This is a genomic window from Clostridium estertheticum subsp. estertheticum (assembly GCF_001877035.1).
Classification (GTDB): domain Bacteria; phylum Bacillota; class Clostridia; order Clostridiales; family Clostridiaceae; genus Clostridium_AD; species Clostridium_AD estertheticum.
Window position 1 is genome coordinate 2,335,465 of sequence record NZ_CP015756.1, and the last position, 16,555, is coordinate 2,352,019.

19 protein-coding genes and 1 other annotated feature (1 of these 20 cut by a window edge) are annotated in these 16,555 nt (G+C 32.2%); of the genes, 12 read left to right on the plus strand and 7 right to left on the minus strand.

Going from position 1 to position 16,555, the window contains the following annotated elements; all coding sequences use genetic code 11:
* Positions 1-17: 17 nt before the first annotated feature.
* The 12 genes from A7L45_RS10730 to A7L45_RS10775 all read left to right on the plus strand — a co-directional run bounded on the left by A7L45_RS10730 (position 18) and on the right by A7L45_RS10775 (position 9,827).
* Positions 18-587: a glycerol-3-phosphate responsive antiterminator gene (locus tag A7L45_RS10730; protein WP_071614946.1), complete on the plus strand. Its 570-nt coding sequence runs from the start codon at positions 18-20 to the stop codon at positions 585-587.
* A gap of 129 nt (positions 588-716) precedes the next feature.
* A complete protein-coding gene (locus tag A7L45_RS24070) occupies positions 717-839 on the plus strand; it encodes a hypothetical protein (protein ID WP_257786570.1) in 123 nt (40 codons plus the stop codon).
* A gap of 85 nt (positions 840-924) precedes the next feature.
* A complete protein-coding gene (locus A7L45_RS10735) occupies positions 925-1,563 on the plus strand; it encodes a histidine phosphatase family protein (RefSeq protein WP_071612764.1) in 639 nt (212 codons plus the stop codon).
* Between the two features lie 106 nt (positions 1,564-1,669).
* Positions 1,670-1,837 carry a hypothetical protein gene (locus A7L45_RS23205; protein WP_162855523.1) on the plus strand — a complete coding sequence of 56 codons (168 nt, stop codon included), beginning with the start codon at positions 1,670-1,672 and terminating at the stop codon, positions 1,835-1,837.
* 172 nt (positions 1,838-2,009) lie between these two features.
* A complete protein-coding gene (gene aroF, locus A7L45_RS10740; RefSeq protein ID WP_071612765.1) occupies positions 2,010-3,023 on the plus strand; it encodes a 3-deoxy-7-phosphoheptulonate synthase in 1,014 nt (337 codons plus the stop codon).
* A gap of 12 nt (positions 3,024-3,035) precedes the next feature.
* Complete coding sequence (locus A7L45_RS10745; RefSeq protein WP_071612766.1) at positions 3,036-3,896, plus strand: prephenate dehydrogenase; 861 nt, start codon at positions 3,036-3,038, stop codon at positions 3,894-3,896.
* Positions 3,889-4,965, plus strand: a complete 1,077-nt coding sequence (aroB, locus tag A7L45_RS10750) for a 3-dehydroquinate synthase (RefSeq protein WP_071612767.1) — start codon at positions 3,889-3,891, stop codon at positions 4,963-4,965. The genes A7L45_RS10745 and aroB overlap by 8 nt, the downstream gene beginning before the upstream one ends.
* A 29-nt stretch (positions 4,966-4,994) precedes the next feature.
* Positions 4,995-6,287, plus strand: a complete 1,293-nt coding sequence (aroA, locus tag A7L45_RS10755; RefSeq protein ID WP_071612768.1) for a 3-phosphoshikimate 1-carboxyvinyltransferase — start codon at positions 4,995-4,997, stop codon at positions 6,285-6,287.
* The gene (gene aroC / locus A7L45_RS10760) at positions 6,268-7,338 is read left to right on the plus strand and encodes a chorismate synthase (protein ID WP_071612769.1); all 1,071 of its coding nucleotides are present in this window, start codon (positions 6,268-6,270) and stop codon (positions 7,336-7,338) included. Before aroA ends, aroC begins: the two co-directional genes overlap by 20 nt.
* Positions 7,339-7,349: 11 nt before the next feature.
* A complete protein-coding gene (gene pheA / locus A7L45_RS10765) occupies positions 7,350-8,471 on the plus strand; it encodes a prephenate dehydratase (RefSeq protein ID WP_071612770.1) in 1,122 nt (373 codons plus the stop codon).
* Between the two features lie 30 nt (positions 8,472-8,501).
* Positions 8,502-9,326 (plus strand): shikimate dehydrogenase, encoded by an 825-nt coding sequence (aroE, locus tag A7L45_RS10770; protein WP_071612771.1) that lies wholly within the window; start codon positions 8,502-8,504, stop codon positions 9,324-9,326.
* A 3-nt stretch (positions 9,327-9,329) separates the two neighbouring features.
* The gene (locus tag A7L45_RS10775; protein ID WP_071612772.1) at positions 9,330-9,827 is read left to right on the plus strand and encodes a shikimate kinase; all 498 of its coding nucleotides are present in this window, start codon (positions 9,330-9,332) and stop codon (positions 9,825-9,827) included.
* A gap of 254 nt (positions 9,828-10,081) precedes the next feature.
* Here the strand turns inward: A7L45_RS10775 and trpA are convergent, their stop codons facing one another.
* The 7 genes from trpA to trpE are packed head-to-tail and all read right to left on the minus strand — an operon-like array spanning position 10,082 to position 16,397.
* Positions 10,082-10,873, minus strand: coding sequence for a tryptophan synthase subunit alpha (gene trpA, locus A7L45_RS10780; RefSeq protein ID WP_071612773.1), 792 nt, complete (start codon positions 10,871-10,873; stop codon positions 10,082-10,084).
* Positions 10,870-12,045 carry a tryptophan synthase subunit beta gene (trpB, locus tag A7L45_RS10785; RefSeq protein WP_071612774.1) on the minus strand — a complete coding sequence of 392 codons (1,176 nt, stop codon included), beginning with the start codon at positions 12,043-12,045 and terminating at the stop codon, positions 10,870-10,872. The genes trpA and trpB overlap by 4 nt, the downstream gene beginning before the upstream one ends.
* Complete coding sequence (locus A7L45_RS10790) at positions 12,045-12,641, minus strand: phosphoribosylanthranilate isomerase (RefSeq protein WP_071614947.1); 597 nt, start codon at positions 12,639-12,641, stop codon at positions 12,045-12,047. Before A7L45_RS10790 ends, trpB begins: the two co-directional genes overlap by 1 nt.
* Positions 12,634-13,401 (minus strand): indole-3-glycerol phosphate synthase TrpC, encoded by a 768-nt coding sequence (trpC, locus tag A7L45_RS10795; protein WP_071612775.1) that lies wholly within the window; start codon positions 13,399-13,401, stop codon positions 12,634-12,636. Before trpC ends, A7L45_RS10790 begins: the two co-directional genes overlap by 8 nt.
* Positions 13,398-14,399 (minus strand): anthranilate phosphoribosyltransferase, encoded by a 1,002-nt coding sequence (gene trpD, locus A7L45_RS10800; protein ID WP_071612776.1) that lies wholly within the window; start codon positions 14,397-14,399, stop codon positions 13,398-13,400. The genes trpC and trpD overlap by 4 nt, the downstream gene beginning before the upstream one ends.
* A complete protein-coding gene (locus A7L45_RS10805; protein WP_071612777.1) occupies positions 14,377-14,967 on the minus strand; it encodes an anthranilate synthase component II in 591 nt (196 codons plus the stop codon). The genes trpD and A7L45_RS10805 overlap by 23 nt, the downstream gene beginning before the upstream one ends.
* Positions 14,967-16,397: an anthranilate synthase component I gene (gene trpE, locus A7L45_RS10810; protein ID WP_071612778.1), complete on the minus strand. Its 1,431-nt coding sequence runs from the start codon at positions 16,395-16,397 to the stop codon at positions 14,967-14,969. The genes A7L45_RS10805 and trpE overlap by 1 nt, the downstream gene beginning before the upstream one ends.
* Before the next feature lie 51 nt (positions 16,398-16,448).
* Positions 16,449-16,555, minus strand: a binding site (T-box leader) (it continues 199 nt past the right edge of the window).

Sequence of the window (16,555 nt, forward strand, 5' to 3'; positions counted from 1 at the left end):
TGGAGGAAATATCATTGGTGAATTTGGAACAACTGTTAATAGAAAACCCAGTTATTGCGGCAATAAGAAATGATAAAGATTTGGAAAAAGTAATTCTTAGCAAAGTTCTTATTGTGTTTGTCTTATATGGAAGCATAATGAACATTAAGGAAATATGTGAGAGACTTAAAGAAGCGGGGAAAATAGTATTTATTCATGTTGATTTAATAGAAGGAGTAAAGGGTGATTATGCAGGACTGCTCTTTATAAAACAATGTGGAGATCCATATGGAATAATAAGCACAAGGCCTACTAATATAAAAAACGGAAAAAAATTAGGGCTTAGCGTTATTCAAAGAATATTTGTATTAGATTCTTTGTCACTTGAGACAGGAATAAGAAATATACAATCAATTCTCCCAGATGCTGTAGAACTTTTACCTGGCATTGCAAGTAATATTATTAAAAGTATGGAAAACGAAGTACGAGTACCTATTATAGCAGGAGGATTAATTCAAACTAAGAAGGATATAATGCAGGCAATTGGTGCAGGGGCAATGGCTATTTCAACATCAAAACAAGAATTATGGGGTTTATCAGAGCAGTAGTTTAAATATAAAGAAAAAAAAGTAATAGACGATACAAAACATATAGGTTGAAATATAGAAAATAACAACTATATCAATAATATGATATAGTTGTTATTAATTATATACTAGGGTAGGGGACGTTAAATTATGTTAGAAATTGATGATAAGGCTTTAAACTATGTTCAAGGAAAAAATTTATGCTTTGTTGTAAGTGTTGAAAATACAGCTGTAGAGTGTGATTGTTCGAATACTAAAGGTATCACAACTTAGTATATTTTGTACGTTTGGTATATGCTATATAATATTTTATTATATTATGAAAAAACTAATAACTAATAATAGGAAGTGAATAATATTGAATACAACAATAACATTAGTAAGACATGGTGAAACCAACTGGAATGTTCTAGGGAAATTCCAAGGGTGTAAAGATATTATTCTATCAAATGAGGGAATACTTCAAGCACAATATTTAAATGAAAGATTTCAAAACAAATTTGATTATATTTATACAAGTCCGTTAAAGAGAGCACATGAAACAGCAGAAATCATATCCAAAGGTAGTGATATTATACCTATGATTGAACCAGGTATAAAAGAAATAGATTTTGGAGAGTGGGAAGGTCTTACCATTAAGGAAGTTGAAACAAACTATCCAAAAGAATTGGTTTTATGGAGATCCGATGAACTTAATGGCCCTATGTGCGGTGGAGAAATAAGTCTTAAAATTGCTAGTATGCGGGCTAAGAAGGCAATCTTAAAAATCGCAACTAAGCATCCTGGGAAAAAAATTATAATAGTAGCTCATGGCGGAATTATTAAAGCTGGGCTACTAGGCATATTTGACCTTAAAATGACTATGTATCATAAAATAATTTTAGGTAATACCTCAGTATGTAAAATAATTTTTGATAATGAATTAAATCCTAAAATAATTACATTAAATGATACAAGCCATCTTCCTGACAACTATAGGATAAAATCTTATGTTTAGAATATTAAGAATTTAAAGGCAAATCCTTGACAAATACTCCAGTTTGTTATAGTATTTAAACATTAAAGAATTTACAGGTACTAATTATAATTTGTGAGGTATTATTATGAAAAATATCATTATTAAAGAAATCACTAAAAAAGTATATTTTTATTTTAGCTGGGGCTATCGTTATTTTAGCATTGGTTACTTTTTGTGCAAAAAAATATATAAGATTTCTTTAAATAATGAGTTTAGAAATAAAACTATAATACCGGCTTATGCTGAATTATAGAAAGTAAACTAAGTCTGTACGCAAGGAAGACTCATTATAGGGGTTCCATCTTTTTAACAAGGAGGTCCCATTATAATGGGGCTTCCTTTTTTTTATAATTCTTTATAACAAATTATAAGTTAAGTATATTTTTTAAGCTAAGTTTAAAGTAATATTTTAGGAGGAGTTTTATATGGTAATCGTAATGAAAGCAAATGCGAAAGAGAATCAAATTTTGGCTATGAAGAAAAAATTAGAGGAATTAGGTTTCATGGTTCATGTTTCTAAGGGAGAAAGTCATTGTGTTTTAGGGCTCGTTGGAGATACAACTACAATAAACGAAAGTCAAATTGAGGCAGTAGAGTGTGTTGATAAGGTTATGAGAGTACAGGCACCTTACAAAAGAGGTAACAGACTATTTCATCCAGATGATTCAATAATAAAGGTAGATGAGCTAACAATTGGTGGAAAAGAACTAGCGATAATAGCGGGGCCTTGCGCTGTTGAAAGTGAAGAGCAATTAATACATATTGCAAAAGATGTAAAAAGAGCAGGAGCTAATTTCCTAAGAGGAGGGGCTTACAAACCAAGAACTTCACCATACAGTTTTCAAGGAATGGAAGAAGAAGGGCTAAAAATATTATTAGAGGCTAAAAAAATAACAGGACTCCCAATAGTAACCGAAGTTATGAGTGTTGAACTTGTTGATAAAATATCTCAATATGCTGATGTTTTACAAATTGGTGCTAGGAATATGCAAAATTTCGATCTTTTAAAGGAAGTAGGAAGATGTAATAAAACTATTTTATTAAAAAGAGGTATGAGTGCAACAATTGAAGAGTTACTTATGTCTGCTGAGTACATAATGTCTGAGGGTAATGAAAAAGTAGTTTTATGCGAAAGAGGAATTAGGACATTTGAAACTTTTACAAGAAATACTTTGGATTTAAGTGCAATTCCTGTACTTAAGAAACTTAGTCATTTACCAGTTATAGTAGATCCAAGTCATGCTGCTGGAAAATGGTGGTTAGTAGAGCCACTTGCAAAAGCTGCTATAGCAGTTGGTGCAGATGGTCTTGAAATTGAAGTACACTATGATCCTGCTAATGCACTTAGTGATGGCCCTCAATCTTTAAAACCTGAAAAATTCGAAGCTCTTATGGACTCAATAAGAGTAATTGCAAAAACACAAAATAAAATAGTTTAAGAGGTGGTAAATTTGGATTGTACTGACTTTAATATTACAATTGTAGGCTTAGGACTTATAGGGGGTTCCTTTGCTATGGCACTAAGAAAATTAAATCCTAAAAATATTTGGGCAATTGACATTGATAAAGAAACGCTAAGAGTGGCGCAGGAAATGAATATCATTGATAAAGGATATTTAAATCCAGAAATACCGCTTAGTAATTCAGATATTGTTATACTTGCAGTTTATCCTCAAAAGACTATAAATTTTGTAAAAAGCAATATGAGTTCATTTAAAAGTGGGGCAGTTATTACAGATACTGCTGGAATTAAGAGTAATTTAATACATGAAATTATGCCTGTACTTAGGAAAGATTTAGATTTTATAGGTGGACATCCTATGGCAGGAAAAGAAGAATCAGGGCTTAAGGCTGCATCAAAAGATATGTTTAAAAATGCAAATTACATTATAACCCCGATTAATGGAAACAAAGAAGAAAATATAAATTTAGTAGGGACTATTGCTAAAGGTATGGGTTGCAAAAGAGTAGTGTATCTTACCCCGAAAGATCATGATGATATAATTTCTTATACGAGTCAGTTACCGCATATTATAGCTGTTTCGTTAATAGATTGTAATAGTTTAATTAAAGGGACATCCAGGTTCATTGGAGGAAGCTTTAGGGATACAACTAGAGTTGCTACTATAAATGGTGAATTATGGCCTGAATTACTCTTATATAATAAAGAAAATATAATTAGTAAGATTGAAGATTTTGAAAAAAATATAAAAGAAATAAAAACCGCAATAATAAATAATGATGATGTTTTTCTTGAAAAAAGGTTTGAGGATGCGACGAGGAAAAGAAAGGAGATAGTTAAAGATGTTTAATATAGAAGTTAAGGCTTCAAGCGGAAGTTATCCAATATATATTAAAAATGGATTGTTAGGTGAAATTGGAGTACAAGTTAAGAAGATATATAAAGGAAAAAGAATAGCTGTTGTAACAGATTCTAATGTTGATGAGTTTTATGGGCAAAAGACTATTAATTCATTAAAGGAGTCAGGTTTTGAAACTTTTAAAATTGTGGTAAAAGCAGGAGAAGAAAGCAAGTCATTTAAAACACTACTCGAGGTGTATGATAAACTTTTAGATTTTAAGATAAATAGAGGAGATATTATTATTGCATTAGGCGGTGGAGTGGTTGGCGATATGGCTGGGTTTGCAGCCTCAACTTTCTTAAGGGGTATTTCCCTTATACAAATTCCAACTACACTACTTGCACAAGTGGATAGTAGTGTAGGAGGGAAGGTGGCAGTAGATTTGCCACGTGGGAAGAATCTAGTGGGAAGCTTTTATATGCCTAAGGCAGTTTTTATCGATCCATTACTTCTTAGAACACTTAATGATAAATATTTAAATGATGGTATGGGTGAAGTTATAAAATATGGTGCTATCAAAAATAGTGGCTTATTTAATACCTTGATGAAATATGAAAATAAAGAAGCACTTTTGAGCGAAATAGATAAAATTATATATACTTGTTGCTCTATTAAAGCAAATCTTGTTGAATTAGATGAGAAGGATACAGGAGAAAGAATGTTATTAAATTATGGCCATACCATTGGACACGCAATTGAGCAGTTCTTTAATTTTAAAAAATATTCTCATGGAGAGGCAGTAGCAATGGGTATGTATTCTATAACTAAACTCTCAGAAGAACTAGGATTAACTAAGATAGGGTCATCTATTGCTATAAAAGATATTTTAATTAAGTATAATCTGCCATGGGAGTTGCCTGAAATAAGAACTCAAGCTATAATTGAAACTATTAGTCATGATAAGAAAAATATTGGGGGATCCATGAATTTAATATTAATAGAATCCATCGGGAATAGCTTTATTGAAAAAATTGATAAAACTAAGATAGAGAATTATCTTCATAAAATCATAAAATGATTTATTATATTGAATTGGGGTGCTGAAAAATGAAATCAGTTATAATTAAACCTTCTTATTTAAATGGAAAAGTTAAAATTCCACCGTCAAAATCATTATCTCATAGAGCAGTTATAGCAGCAGGATTAAGTAATGGAGAATGTTCTATTGATAATATTAGTATGTCTGAGGATATAATAGCCACTTGCGAAATAATGGAGAAACTTGGAGTTGATATTAAAAGATTACCAAGTAACATTAAAGTATGTGGGAAAGGTAAGCCGATATTTAAACTCAGTGAAAATCTAAGTGATGAACTACAATGTAATGAGAGTGGATCAACTTTAAGGTTCTTAATTCCTATAGCGATGCTTACTGGAGAAAAAATAGTATTTAATGGTAAGTCTAAACTAGTACAAAGAACACTTAAACCATATTATGATATTTTTGATAACCAGAACATAAAGTACACTACAAATAACGGTAATCTGCCCTTAACGGTAGAAGGAAGCCTTAAGCCTGGTGTTTTCGAACTTAGAGGGGATGTAAGTTCTCAGTTTATTACTGGACTTATTTATTCACTTCCTTTATTACACGGGGATTCAATAATTAAGATTACTACTAAAATGGAATCTATTGGATATATAGATTTAACTTTAGATGTACTTTCTAAATTTGGTGTAAAAATAGAAAATAATAATTATAGAGAATTTAAGATAAAGGGTAATCAACATTACAATAGGATAGATTACAGAGTTGAAGGCGATTTTTCTCAAGCTGCATTTTATCTTGCTGCAGGTGTATTAGGCGGAGAAGTTGAATGTATGGATTTAAATATGGAATCTCTTCAAGGAGATAAAGTAATTGTAGATATAATTAAAAACATGGGTGGAAATATTACTATTAAAGATGGTATTTTAAAGGCATCAAAATCAAATTTAAAAGGAACTATTGTTGATGCATCTCAATGTCCTGACCTTGTACCAATAGTTGCTGTTCTTGCTGCATTAAGTGATGGAACAACGGAGATTATTAATGCCGGTAGAGTTAGAATAAAGGAATCGGATAGATTAAAGGCTATGGCAACAGAGCTAAACAAAATAGGAGCAGAGGTTATAGAAAAAGAGGATTCACTGATAATTCACGGGAAGCCAAATCTTTGCGGCGGAGTTGTAAGCAGTTGGAATGATCATAGAATAGCTATGGCTATGGCTATTGCTTCAATTAGATGCAGTGAGGAGCTTACAATTGACGACAGCGGAGCAGTTAAAAAATCTTACCCAGGGTTTTATGAGGATTTTAAGAGTCTAGGAGGGGAAATTAATGAGCGGACAATGGGGTAAAAAAGTTAAGTATTCTATATTTGGAGAATCTCATGGGAGAGGAATAGGTATAACTATTGATGGATTACCACCAGGCATTAAGCTTGATATGGATTTTATAAATGGTGAAATGCAAAGAAGGGCACCAGGACGTGATGAATTTTCAACTAAAAGAAAAGAAGGCGACAAAGTTGAAATATTAAGTGGATATTTTAATGGTTATACCACAGGGGCACCTCTTTGTGGCGTTATTTTTAACGAAAATCAAAATTCGAAAGATTATGACAAGTTAAAAAACTTAGCAAGGCCAGGTCATGCAGATTTCACAGGAAAAGTTAAGTATTCAGGTTTTAATGATTACAGGGGTGGAGGTCATTTCTCAGGAAGAATTACAGCGCCACTTGTTTTTGCAGGGGCTGTCGCAAAACAAATACTTTTTGATAAGGGCATTGTAATAGGAAGTCATATTTTAAGTATTGGGAATGTATTTGACAGCTATTTTGATGGTGTTAATTTAAAGATACAGACGTTAGCAGATGTTCTAAGAAAAGATTTTCCTGTACTTGATGATTTAAAAGGGAAAGAAATGAAGAATATTATATTAAAAGCTAAGGAAGAAACTGATTCAGTTGGAGGGATAATTGAAGGCTCTATATTAAATCTGCCTTGTGGACTAGGAGAACCATTCTTTGATTCACTAGAAAGTAATTTAGCACAATTGCTATTTTCTGTACCTGCAGTAAAGGGTGTAGAATTTGGAATGGGCTTTGAAATAACAAAAATCCGGGGAAGCAAGGCAAATGATGTTCCTTTTGTATATGAAGAAAAGGTACTTACTAAAACAAACAACAATGGTGGAATAAATGGAGGAATATCTAATGGAATGCCTGTAATTTTTAGAGTTGCAATGAAACCTACACCTTCAATCGCGAAAACTCAAAATACTATTGATATGGCAACTGGTGAAAATTCAGAAATATCAGTTATTGGTAGACATGATCCTTGTATAGTTTTAAGGGCACTACCAGTAATTGAAGCTTGCGCAGCAATGAGTATTTTAGATTTTATATAGGAGGTGTGCTAATGGATAATTTAGATGATTTAAGAAATAAAATTGATAAAATTGACGCTAGTCTTGTATCATTATTTGAAAGGCGTATGGAAACAGTTTTAAAGGTAGCTGAGTATAAGAAGGTAAATGGTATTGCAATTCTAAATCAAGGACGAGAGGAAGCGGTTATAAAGAAAAATTTAGATATTGTTAAAAACAAGGATTTATACTCAGAGGTAGAAGAATTTTTCAAATCGGTTATGGGAATAAGTAGAGGGTTTCAAGATAAAACTTTAAATAAAAGTCAAGTTTTACCTGATGATAAGAATTTGACTGTTGGTTTTTATGGTGTTACAGGTTCATTTAGCGAACAGGCATTAAAAGAGTATTTTGGAGAAAAGGTGGACACAAAAGAAATAAGTGAGTTTGAAGATATATTTTTAGATCTTAAATATGGAAAAATAAATTATGGAGTTATTCCTATAGAGAATTCTTCAACTGGTGCAATATCTGAGGTTTATGACCTCCTTAATAAATATGATTTTTATATAACAGGAGAAAAATATCTGAAAATAAGTCAGAATTTAATGGGAATTAAAGGTTCAACATTAGATAATATCAAGGAGGTTTATTCCCATCCCCAAGGACTTGAGCAAAGCATGGAATTTTTAAAAGGGTATAAACAATGGAAGCTTATTCCTTATAAGAGTACTGCTAAAAGTGCAGAATTAGTTAAAAATAAAAACGATAAAACGCTAGCTGCAATAGCTAGCACCAAGGCATCAGAGATATATGATCTTGAAATATTGCAAAAAAATGTAAACTCTAATGCAACAAATATGACTAGATTTGTTGTCATTGGCAAAGAGATGGAGTCAAATACGAAAAGCAATAAAACAAGTTTAGTTTTATCAACTACTCACAAGGCAGGTTCGCTGTATCATGTCTTAAAGCATTTTGCAGAAAATGATATAAATCTTATGAAAATTGAATCTAGACCAATCAAAGATAAACCATGGGAATATTTTTTTTACATTGATTTCCAGGGAAATATTAACGAAAATAAAATTATAAATGCAATTGATTTAATAAAAAAGAATAGTCGTTATTTTAAAATATTGGGTAATTATAGAAGTGATATAATCAATATTTAATAATTGCTATTTAAGAGATGAGGGGAAGTTATGTCAGAGTTATATGGTCTACTTGGAGAAAAACTATCACATAGTGTTTCACCGCAAATACATTCAAAAATCTTTAATAAATTAGGAATGAAGGGTTATTATCATTTGTTTGAAGTAGAAAGTAGGGATCTTAAAGCGGTTATGGAAGGGTTTAAGGTTATTAAACCAAGAGGTATTAATGTAACCATTCCTTATAAAATTAAAGTTATGGAATTCCTTGATGATGTTAGTACAGAGGCAAAAGCAATAGGAGCTGTAAACACCATAAAGTTTGAAAATGGTAAGACTATTGGTTATAATACAGATTACTTTGGAATTGGTATGTTATTTAATAAAAATGATATACAAGTGGGAAATAAAAAAGCAACGATATTTGGTAATGGCGGGGTAGCGGTTGCTATGGTGAATTACCTTTTAAATAATGGAATCAGTGAAATTACTGTAGTAACAAGAAATGTATCAAAGCTTAAGGAGAATAGTAGCTTTAAGTCTTGTAGAGTGATTTCTTATGATGAAATTCAGGAAATTAAAGAGCCTAGTATAGCGATAAACTGTACACCACTTGGAATGTATCCTAACCTAAACAATTCACCTATTGAAAAAAAATATATTGGTAAATTTACAAGTGCCGTGGATATGATCTACAATCCTAAAGAAACTCTATTTCTAAAGTATGCGAAAGAGGCGGGTCTAAAAGCAGTTAATGGTCTTTATATGCTTGTTGGTCAGGCAACTTGTGCTCAGGAAATATGGAATAATATTAAAATTCCAAAGAAAACAATTGATGAAATTTATGAAGAATTAGGTAGAGGAGTAGAGAATTAGAATATGAAAAATATAGTTCTGATTGGAATGCCCGGTTGTGGTAAAAGTGAAATTGGAGAAATACTTGCAGATAAAATAGAGATGAACTTCATAGATGTAGATGTCTTTATTGAGTCTAGTACAAGCCGTTCAATTACTGAAATATTTAAAAATGGTGAGGATGCATTTAGAGATATAGAATCTATTGCAGTTAGGGACTTATCGAAAAAAAATCATGTAGTTATTTCAACTGGTGGTGGAGTAATTAAAAGATATGAAAATATACTTCATCTTAAGAAAAATGGCATTATTATTTACATCAATCGTCCAATTCAAAATATAGTATCTGATATAAATATTGAGGGGCGACCATTACTTGCAAAAGATCCAGGTAGAATATCTAAATTGTTTGATGAGAGAGGACCACTTTATAAAAAATATTGCGATTATGAGGTAATGAATATTACTGAAATAAATGATGTAGTAAATAGCATTATACAAATCTATAACAAAAGTGTGTAGTCATTATTATAGTGATACAATAGTTTCCATAGCTAAAGAATCATTAATTTAATAAATCAAACTAAAAAGCTGTTGAGATCCAACAGCTTTTTAGTATTCAGATATTATTAGATGCATAATAGTATAAATTTTCTCTATAGTTACTAGAAATAAGAAGTGTAGAAACATTGTAATTAGAATTTCTTAATTGAATTTCACGTTTCAAGCCCTTATTCTAGTTACGCAAGAGAAATGTTATATGGATCACATCTTGTTTAATTTATTGCATTTTTTATACCTAGTGCAAAATCGTATACTCTTTTTAATATTTCCGTTTGCGAGCCACCCTCAGCAACCAATTTAATTATTGCACTTCCAACAATAATGGCTTCACAATAAGGGGCGTATGCTTTTGCCATTTCAGCATTTGATATTCCAAAACCAAGTCCTTTAGGCATATCCGTGTACGTAGAAACTAAATCCATATACTCTTTAATGTCTGTATTAAGTTTTTGCCTTGTTCCTGTAACCCCGTTTATGGAGACACAATATACAAAGCCTTTTCCCAGCTTAGTTATAGCTTTTATTCTGGATTTCGATGTGGGAGCAACCATTGGTATTATGCATACATCATATTTATCTGCGATTTTTATTACTTCAGCTCGTTCCTCCAGTGGAAGATCTGGAATTATCAATCCATCAATACCAACTTCATTGCATTTTTTAAAAAATGCAACATCACCATATTTAAATATTGAATTATAATAAAGTAGATATACTAATGGAATTTGCGTTTGCTCTCTTATCTCATGAACTTTTTCCATAATAGATTTTATTTTAGTTCCATGGGCTAAGGATCTTGTAGAGGAGGCCTGTATTACTGGCCCATCTGCCATAGGATCGGAATATGGAACACCGATCTCTATTATATCAGCACCAGATTTTTCAAGAGTTAGAACTAATTCTAAGGTGGTATCTAAATCTGGATCTCCACCTGTTATAAAAGGTATAAATGCTTTTTCGTTTTTTGATTTAAGATAATTAAATTTCTCAACTATTCTATTCATAACTTTACCCCCATAATTTGCGCAATTGTATTTATATCTTTGTCACCACGTCCTGAAAGATTAATAATAATTATTTTATCTTTTGAAAGTGTTGGTGCCAGTTTCATTGCATAGGCAACTGCATGAGAACTTTCTATAGCCGGAATTATTCCTTCGATTTTTGTGAGTTCCATAAAAGCATTTACGGCTTCGTCATCTGTAGCACTAAAATATTGAGCACGATGTATGTCATGAAGATGAGCATGTTCAGGTCCTATTCCAGGATAATCAAGACCTGCGGATATTGAATAAACAGGCATTATTTGACCGTCTTCATCTTGAAGTATATATGTTTTCATTCCGTGAATTATACCTACAGTACCCTTAGTGATAGTTGCTGCATGTTGATCTGTATTTAGCCCTTTTCCTGCTGCTTCAACCCCAATAAGTTTTACATCTTTATCCTCGATGAAAGGGTAGAATATGCCCATAGCATTACTCCCTCCACCAACGCATGCTATTATATAATCAGGTAATCTATCCTCGGAATCTAATATCTGTCTTCTAGCTTCATCTCCAATAACCCTTTGGAAGTCACGAACCATTGTTGGATATGGATGTAATCCCATGGTAGATCCTATAACATAAAATGTATCTTCCACATCACCGACCCAATTTTTCATAGCTTCATTAACAGCATCTTTTAAGGTACCGGTGCCAGTAGTAACTGAGGTAACCTTAGCACCTAACATCTTCATTTTAAATACATTTAGAGATTGTCTTTGTATATCTTCCTCGCCCATGAATACTTCACACTCAAGTCCGAACATTGCAGCTACAGTAGCTGTTGCAACTCCATGTTGGCCTGCGCCGGTTTCGGCTATTATTCGTTTCTTTCCCATTCTTATTGAAAGTAGTATCTGTCCTAGTGCATTATTAATTTTATGAGCTCCTGTATGGTTTAAATCTTCTCTCTTTAAATATATTTTTGCTCCACCCAACTTTTTTGTGAGATGCTCTGCATAATATAATGGAGTTTCACGACCAGCATAGTTCTTAAGATAATATTTGTATTTAGCTATGAACTCAGGATCCACTTTAGCTTTTTCATATTCTTCCTCTAGTATTATAATTGCATTCATTACTGTTTCGGGGGCATATTGACCACCGTATTCTCCAAATCTACCTTTCATTATAAATTCCTCACTTTCTTAATAAATTCTTTTATTTTTTCATAATCTTTAAATCCATCTGTTTCTACACCACTTGATACATCAACTCCATAAGGGCTTAATGTTGTAATCCCTTGCTTAACATTTTCACTAGTTAATCCACCAGCTAGCATTATTGTGTTCCCATCAACTTTTTTATAAGCAAGGTTCCAATTAAAGCTTTCTCCGGAACCGGAAGTGCTATTATCTAAAAGAAATTTCGCACAGGCATAATGGTTTATTTCGGAAATACTTTCAATATTATTAATTTTGAGCGCTTTCCAAATTTCATATCTTTTAAACTTATTTATATATTCTTGGTTTTCATGGCCATGAAACTGAAGAACATCAAGATGCAATTTTTCTGCGATATCTATTACAACTGATGAATTTTCATCAACAAAAACACCAACTTTTTGAATGCATACACTTAAATTTTTTATTAATTTACATGCATGCTCGCAGTCTAATTGCCGTTTGCTTTTAGCAAAAATAAATCCAACGTATTCTGGGAGGAGATCATTAACGTACTCTATGTCACAAGGTCTTCTGATTCCGCAAATTTTAATTTTAGTCATGGCAGGCATTAAGGAAGGTTTCAACACTATCGGGGTTTCTCATAAAGGATTCCCCGATAAGTACTGCGCTTGCTCCGATTGATTTTAAATACAAAATATCATTTATTGAACTTATTCCGCTCTCAGACACTACAATTTTATCATTTGGTATATACTTCATTAGCTTTTCAGTAGTGTGAATATCAACATTGAAATTACTTAAATCTCTATTGTTTATACCTATTATTTTTGAGCCACATTCAAGGGCAAGTTCTATTTCAAAGCTATTATGAACCTCTACCAAACAATGAAGACCTAAAGAGGTTGCAAGTTCGAAATAAGATTTAAGTTTATCCTTAAGAACAGCAGCGATTAGTAGAATAGCATCAGCACCAAGAGCAACAGATTGATATATTTGATATTTATCTATAATAAAATCTTTTCTTAATATGGGCATAGATGTATTTTCTTTAACCAAAAGAACATTTTTATCATTCCCTAAGAAATAATTTTTCTCAGTAAGAACTGAGATAGCATCAACGCCATATTTTTCATAGTTTAAAGCTGTTTTAATAGGATCAAAATTTGGATCGATAAGACCCTTAGAGGGAGAAGCTTTTTTTACCTCAGCAATAATAGACAGTCCCGTCATATTAAGTGCTCCTCCAAAATCTCGTATTACTCTGTGCTCTATATTAATTAAGCTTTTTAATGGTTTTTGAATCTTTTCATCTTCAATTTGAAGTATTTTATTTTTAACAATTTTATCTAATATATTCATGATAATCTAAGCTCCTCAAGTTTCTTTAGTGATTTGCCTGAGTCAATTAATTCCCCTGCGAGTAATACTCCAGTTTTTATAGTTTCACATTTTTTCCCGATATATAAGGCTGCAGCTGCATTTATTACTACAATATCTCTTTGAGGTCCTTTTTTTCCTTTTAAAATATTTAGAATAATAGCTGCATTATCCTTAGCGCTGCCTCCAACTATATTTTCAAGTATTGTTCTTTTAATGCCAAAATCTTCTGGGTATATTTTATAATCAGTTACAATTCCATTTTTTAATTCGCTGACATAAGTAAAACCTGTAGTAGTTATTTCATCAAGTCCATCCTCGCCATGAACTACAAGAGCTCTCTCTGATCCAAGATTTCTTAAAACCTTGGCAACTGGGTTCGTTAGGTCTTTACTAAAAATACCAAGGGTCTGTCCACGGACAAGAGCTGGATTTGTTAATGGTCCTAAAATATTGAAAATAGTTCTAGTTCCTATTTCACGCCTTGGTAATGCTGCATTTTTCATAGCTGAGTGGTAGTTTTGAGCAAATAGAAAAGCCATACCTTTTTCCTCGATTAAGTTTGCAGCAAGACTTGGGTCTATATTTATATTTATCCCAAGCTGCGCTAGTACATCCGCACTTCCGCTTTGACTAGAGACTGCTCGATTACCATGTTTAGCTACTTTTACCCCGCCAGAGGAGGCAATTATAGCGCAGGCGGTAGATATATTAAAAGTTTTACCTCCGTCACCACCAGTGCCACAGGTGTCAATAGCATAATTACTAATTAAATTTACATGTTTTGCGTTATCCATCATAGCTTTTGCACAACCTGTAATTTCATCAATTGTCTCACCTTTTATCCTTAACCCAACAAGGAATCCTCCTATTTGGGCCTGAGTTGCTTCTCCCTTCATTATCCCATTCATAAAATCATAAGCTTCTTTCTGCGTTAAATTTTGATTTTGTATAATTTTACTTAGCACCATCTTTAACATTACAAATCACCTCCACGAAATTTTTTATTATTTCTTTTCCTCCTTCACTAAATATAGATTCGGGATGAAACTGTAGCCCATATGTTTGGAAATTATTATGCTTTATAGCCATTATTAATCCATCTTTTGTTTGGGCAGTAATTTTTAAATCTTTTGACAAGGTAGATTTCTCAACAATTAAAGAATGATATCTCATTATTTTTAGATTGTCTTTTAAACCATTAAACAATCCTTTTTTATTATGGCTAATAATAGAGGTTTTCCCATGCATTATTTCCGGTGCCTTTATAACTTTTGAGCCATAGGCATAACCTATAGCTTGATGTCCTAAACAAATGCCCATAATAGGTATAGCGCCTTCAAAAGCTCTTATTACTTCAACACTTAAGCCTGCATTTTCGGGCCTTCCGGGCCCAGGAGAAATAATAATGCCTTCTAGCGGTAGTTTTTTTAGGCATTCTATAGTAAATTCGTCATTTCTTAAAACTTTTACGTCTTTATACAATTCTCCTACATATTGATATAAATTATAAGTAAAGGAATCGTAATTATCAATTATTAGAAGCATTACAATACCTCCATTAAAGCCATAGTTTTATTTAATGTTTCGGTGTATTCTGTCTCTGGCACAGAGTCATAAACTATTCCTGCACCACCTTGAACATAAGCAAAATCATCCTTAAATACTATTGTTCTTATGGCTATACAGGTATCCATATCGCCGCCATATGAAAAATAACCAATGGCGCCTGAATATATACCACGCCTTGTATTCTCTAATTCATCAATGATCTCCATTGCTCTTATCTTAGGGGCCCCTGAGACTGTGCCTACAGGTAAACAAGACTTAAGCGCATCAAAGCAATTTAATTTATTTTTTAAAGTGCCTGACACCTTTGAACATATATGCATTATGTGAGAGAAGGCTTCCACCTCCATAAATTTATCTAGCTTTACAGATCCAAATTCACTTATTTTTCCTATATCATTTCTACCAAGATCAACTAGCATTAAATGTTCTGCAAGTTCTTTCTCGTCATTTAACAATTCTTCTTTTAATAAATCATCTTCTTTTGCGGTTTTGCCTCTTGGCCTTGAGCCGGCAATAGGATTAGTCATTACCACGTTACCTCTAACTTTAACTAAACTCTCAGGTGATGCACCAGCTAACTTAAAATCTTCAAAGTCTATATAAAACATATAAGGGGACGGGTTGCTACGGCGTAGTTTCCTATACACTTCAAATGGGTCTATGCTATTTTCAACCTTAAATCTTTGAGATAAGACTACTTGAAAAATATCACCCGATGTTATATAATCTTTTGCTTTATCAACAAGTTTACAAAAATCCTCTTTTTTATAGTTATAAATCAATTCTTTATTTTGTGAATTTTCAATTAATTTATGATGTACGTTCTCGCAACTTATCATTGATTTCATAATGTTTAGCTTATTTAAAACAGTATCGTAATCCTCATCTTCCTCTGGAAACACATTATGAATTAACATTAATGTATTTTTAAAATGATCAAAGCATATAAATTCTTTATAAAAAAGTAAACATGTCTCTGGTAAATTTAATTCGTCTGGATTATTATCGGGTAAATTCTCATATTGACGTACTACATCATAACCAATATATCCGATTGCACCTCCAATGAAAGGCAGTTCTAAAACATTCCTATCGTACTGCTTAAGTAAGTGACCCTCTGCAAAATCTAATATCTTACCTGTTTTATTTTTAACTTCGTTTTCTTTTGTTATCGTTATATTTTTACCGTAGCTGCTTAATATCATATAGGGACTGCTGCCAAGAAAGGAATACCTTGATTCCTCTTTCGATGATGAAGCGCTTTCTAGTAAAAATTTATATTTACCTTTTAGTTTGTAGTAAATATTTACTGGTGTAAGTTCATCACCATTAATTTTAATAAACATTGGAAAAATTACGTTCAAAGATTTTTTATCTTCAAATTCTTTCTGAGTTAAATTAACCATATTATAACCACCCCTTTATTTTTTTGTACAACAAAAAACACTTCATCCGTATAATGGGACGAAGTGACCGCGGTGCCACCCATATTAGTTATTTAGTAACAAAAAAATAAAAACACTTCATCCTACTAAAGGACGAAATGTTAAATTTCGCTGTACCA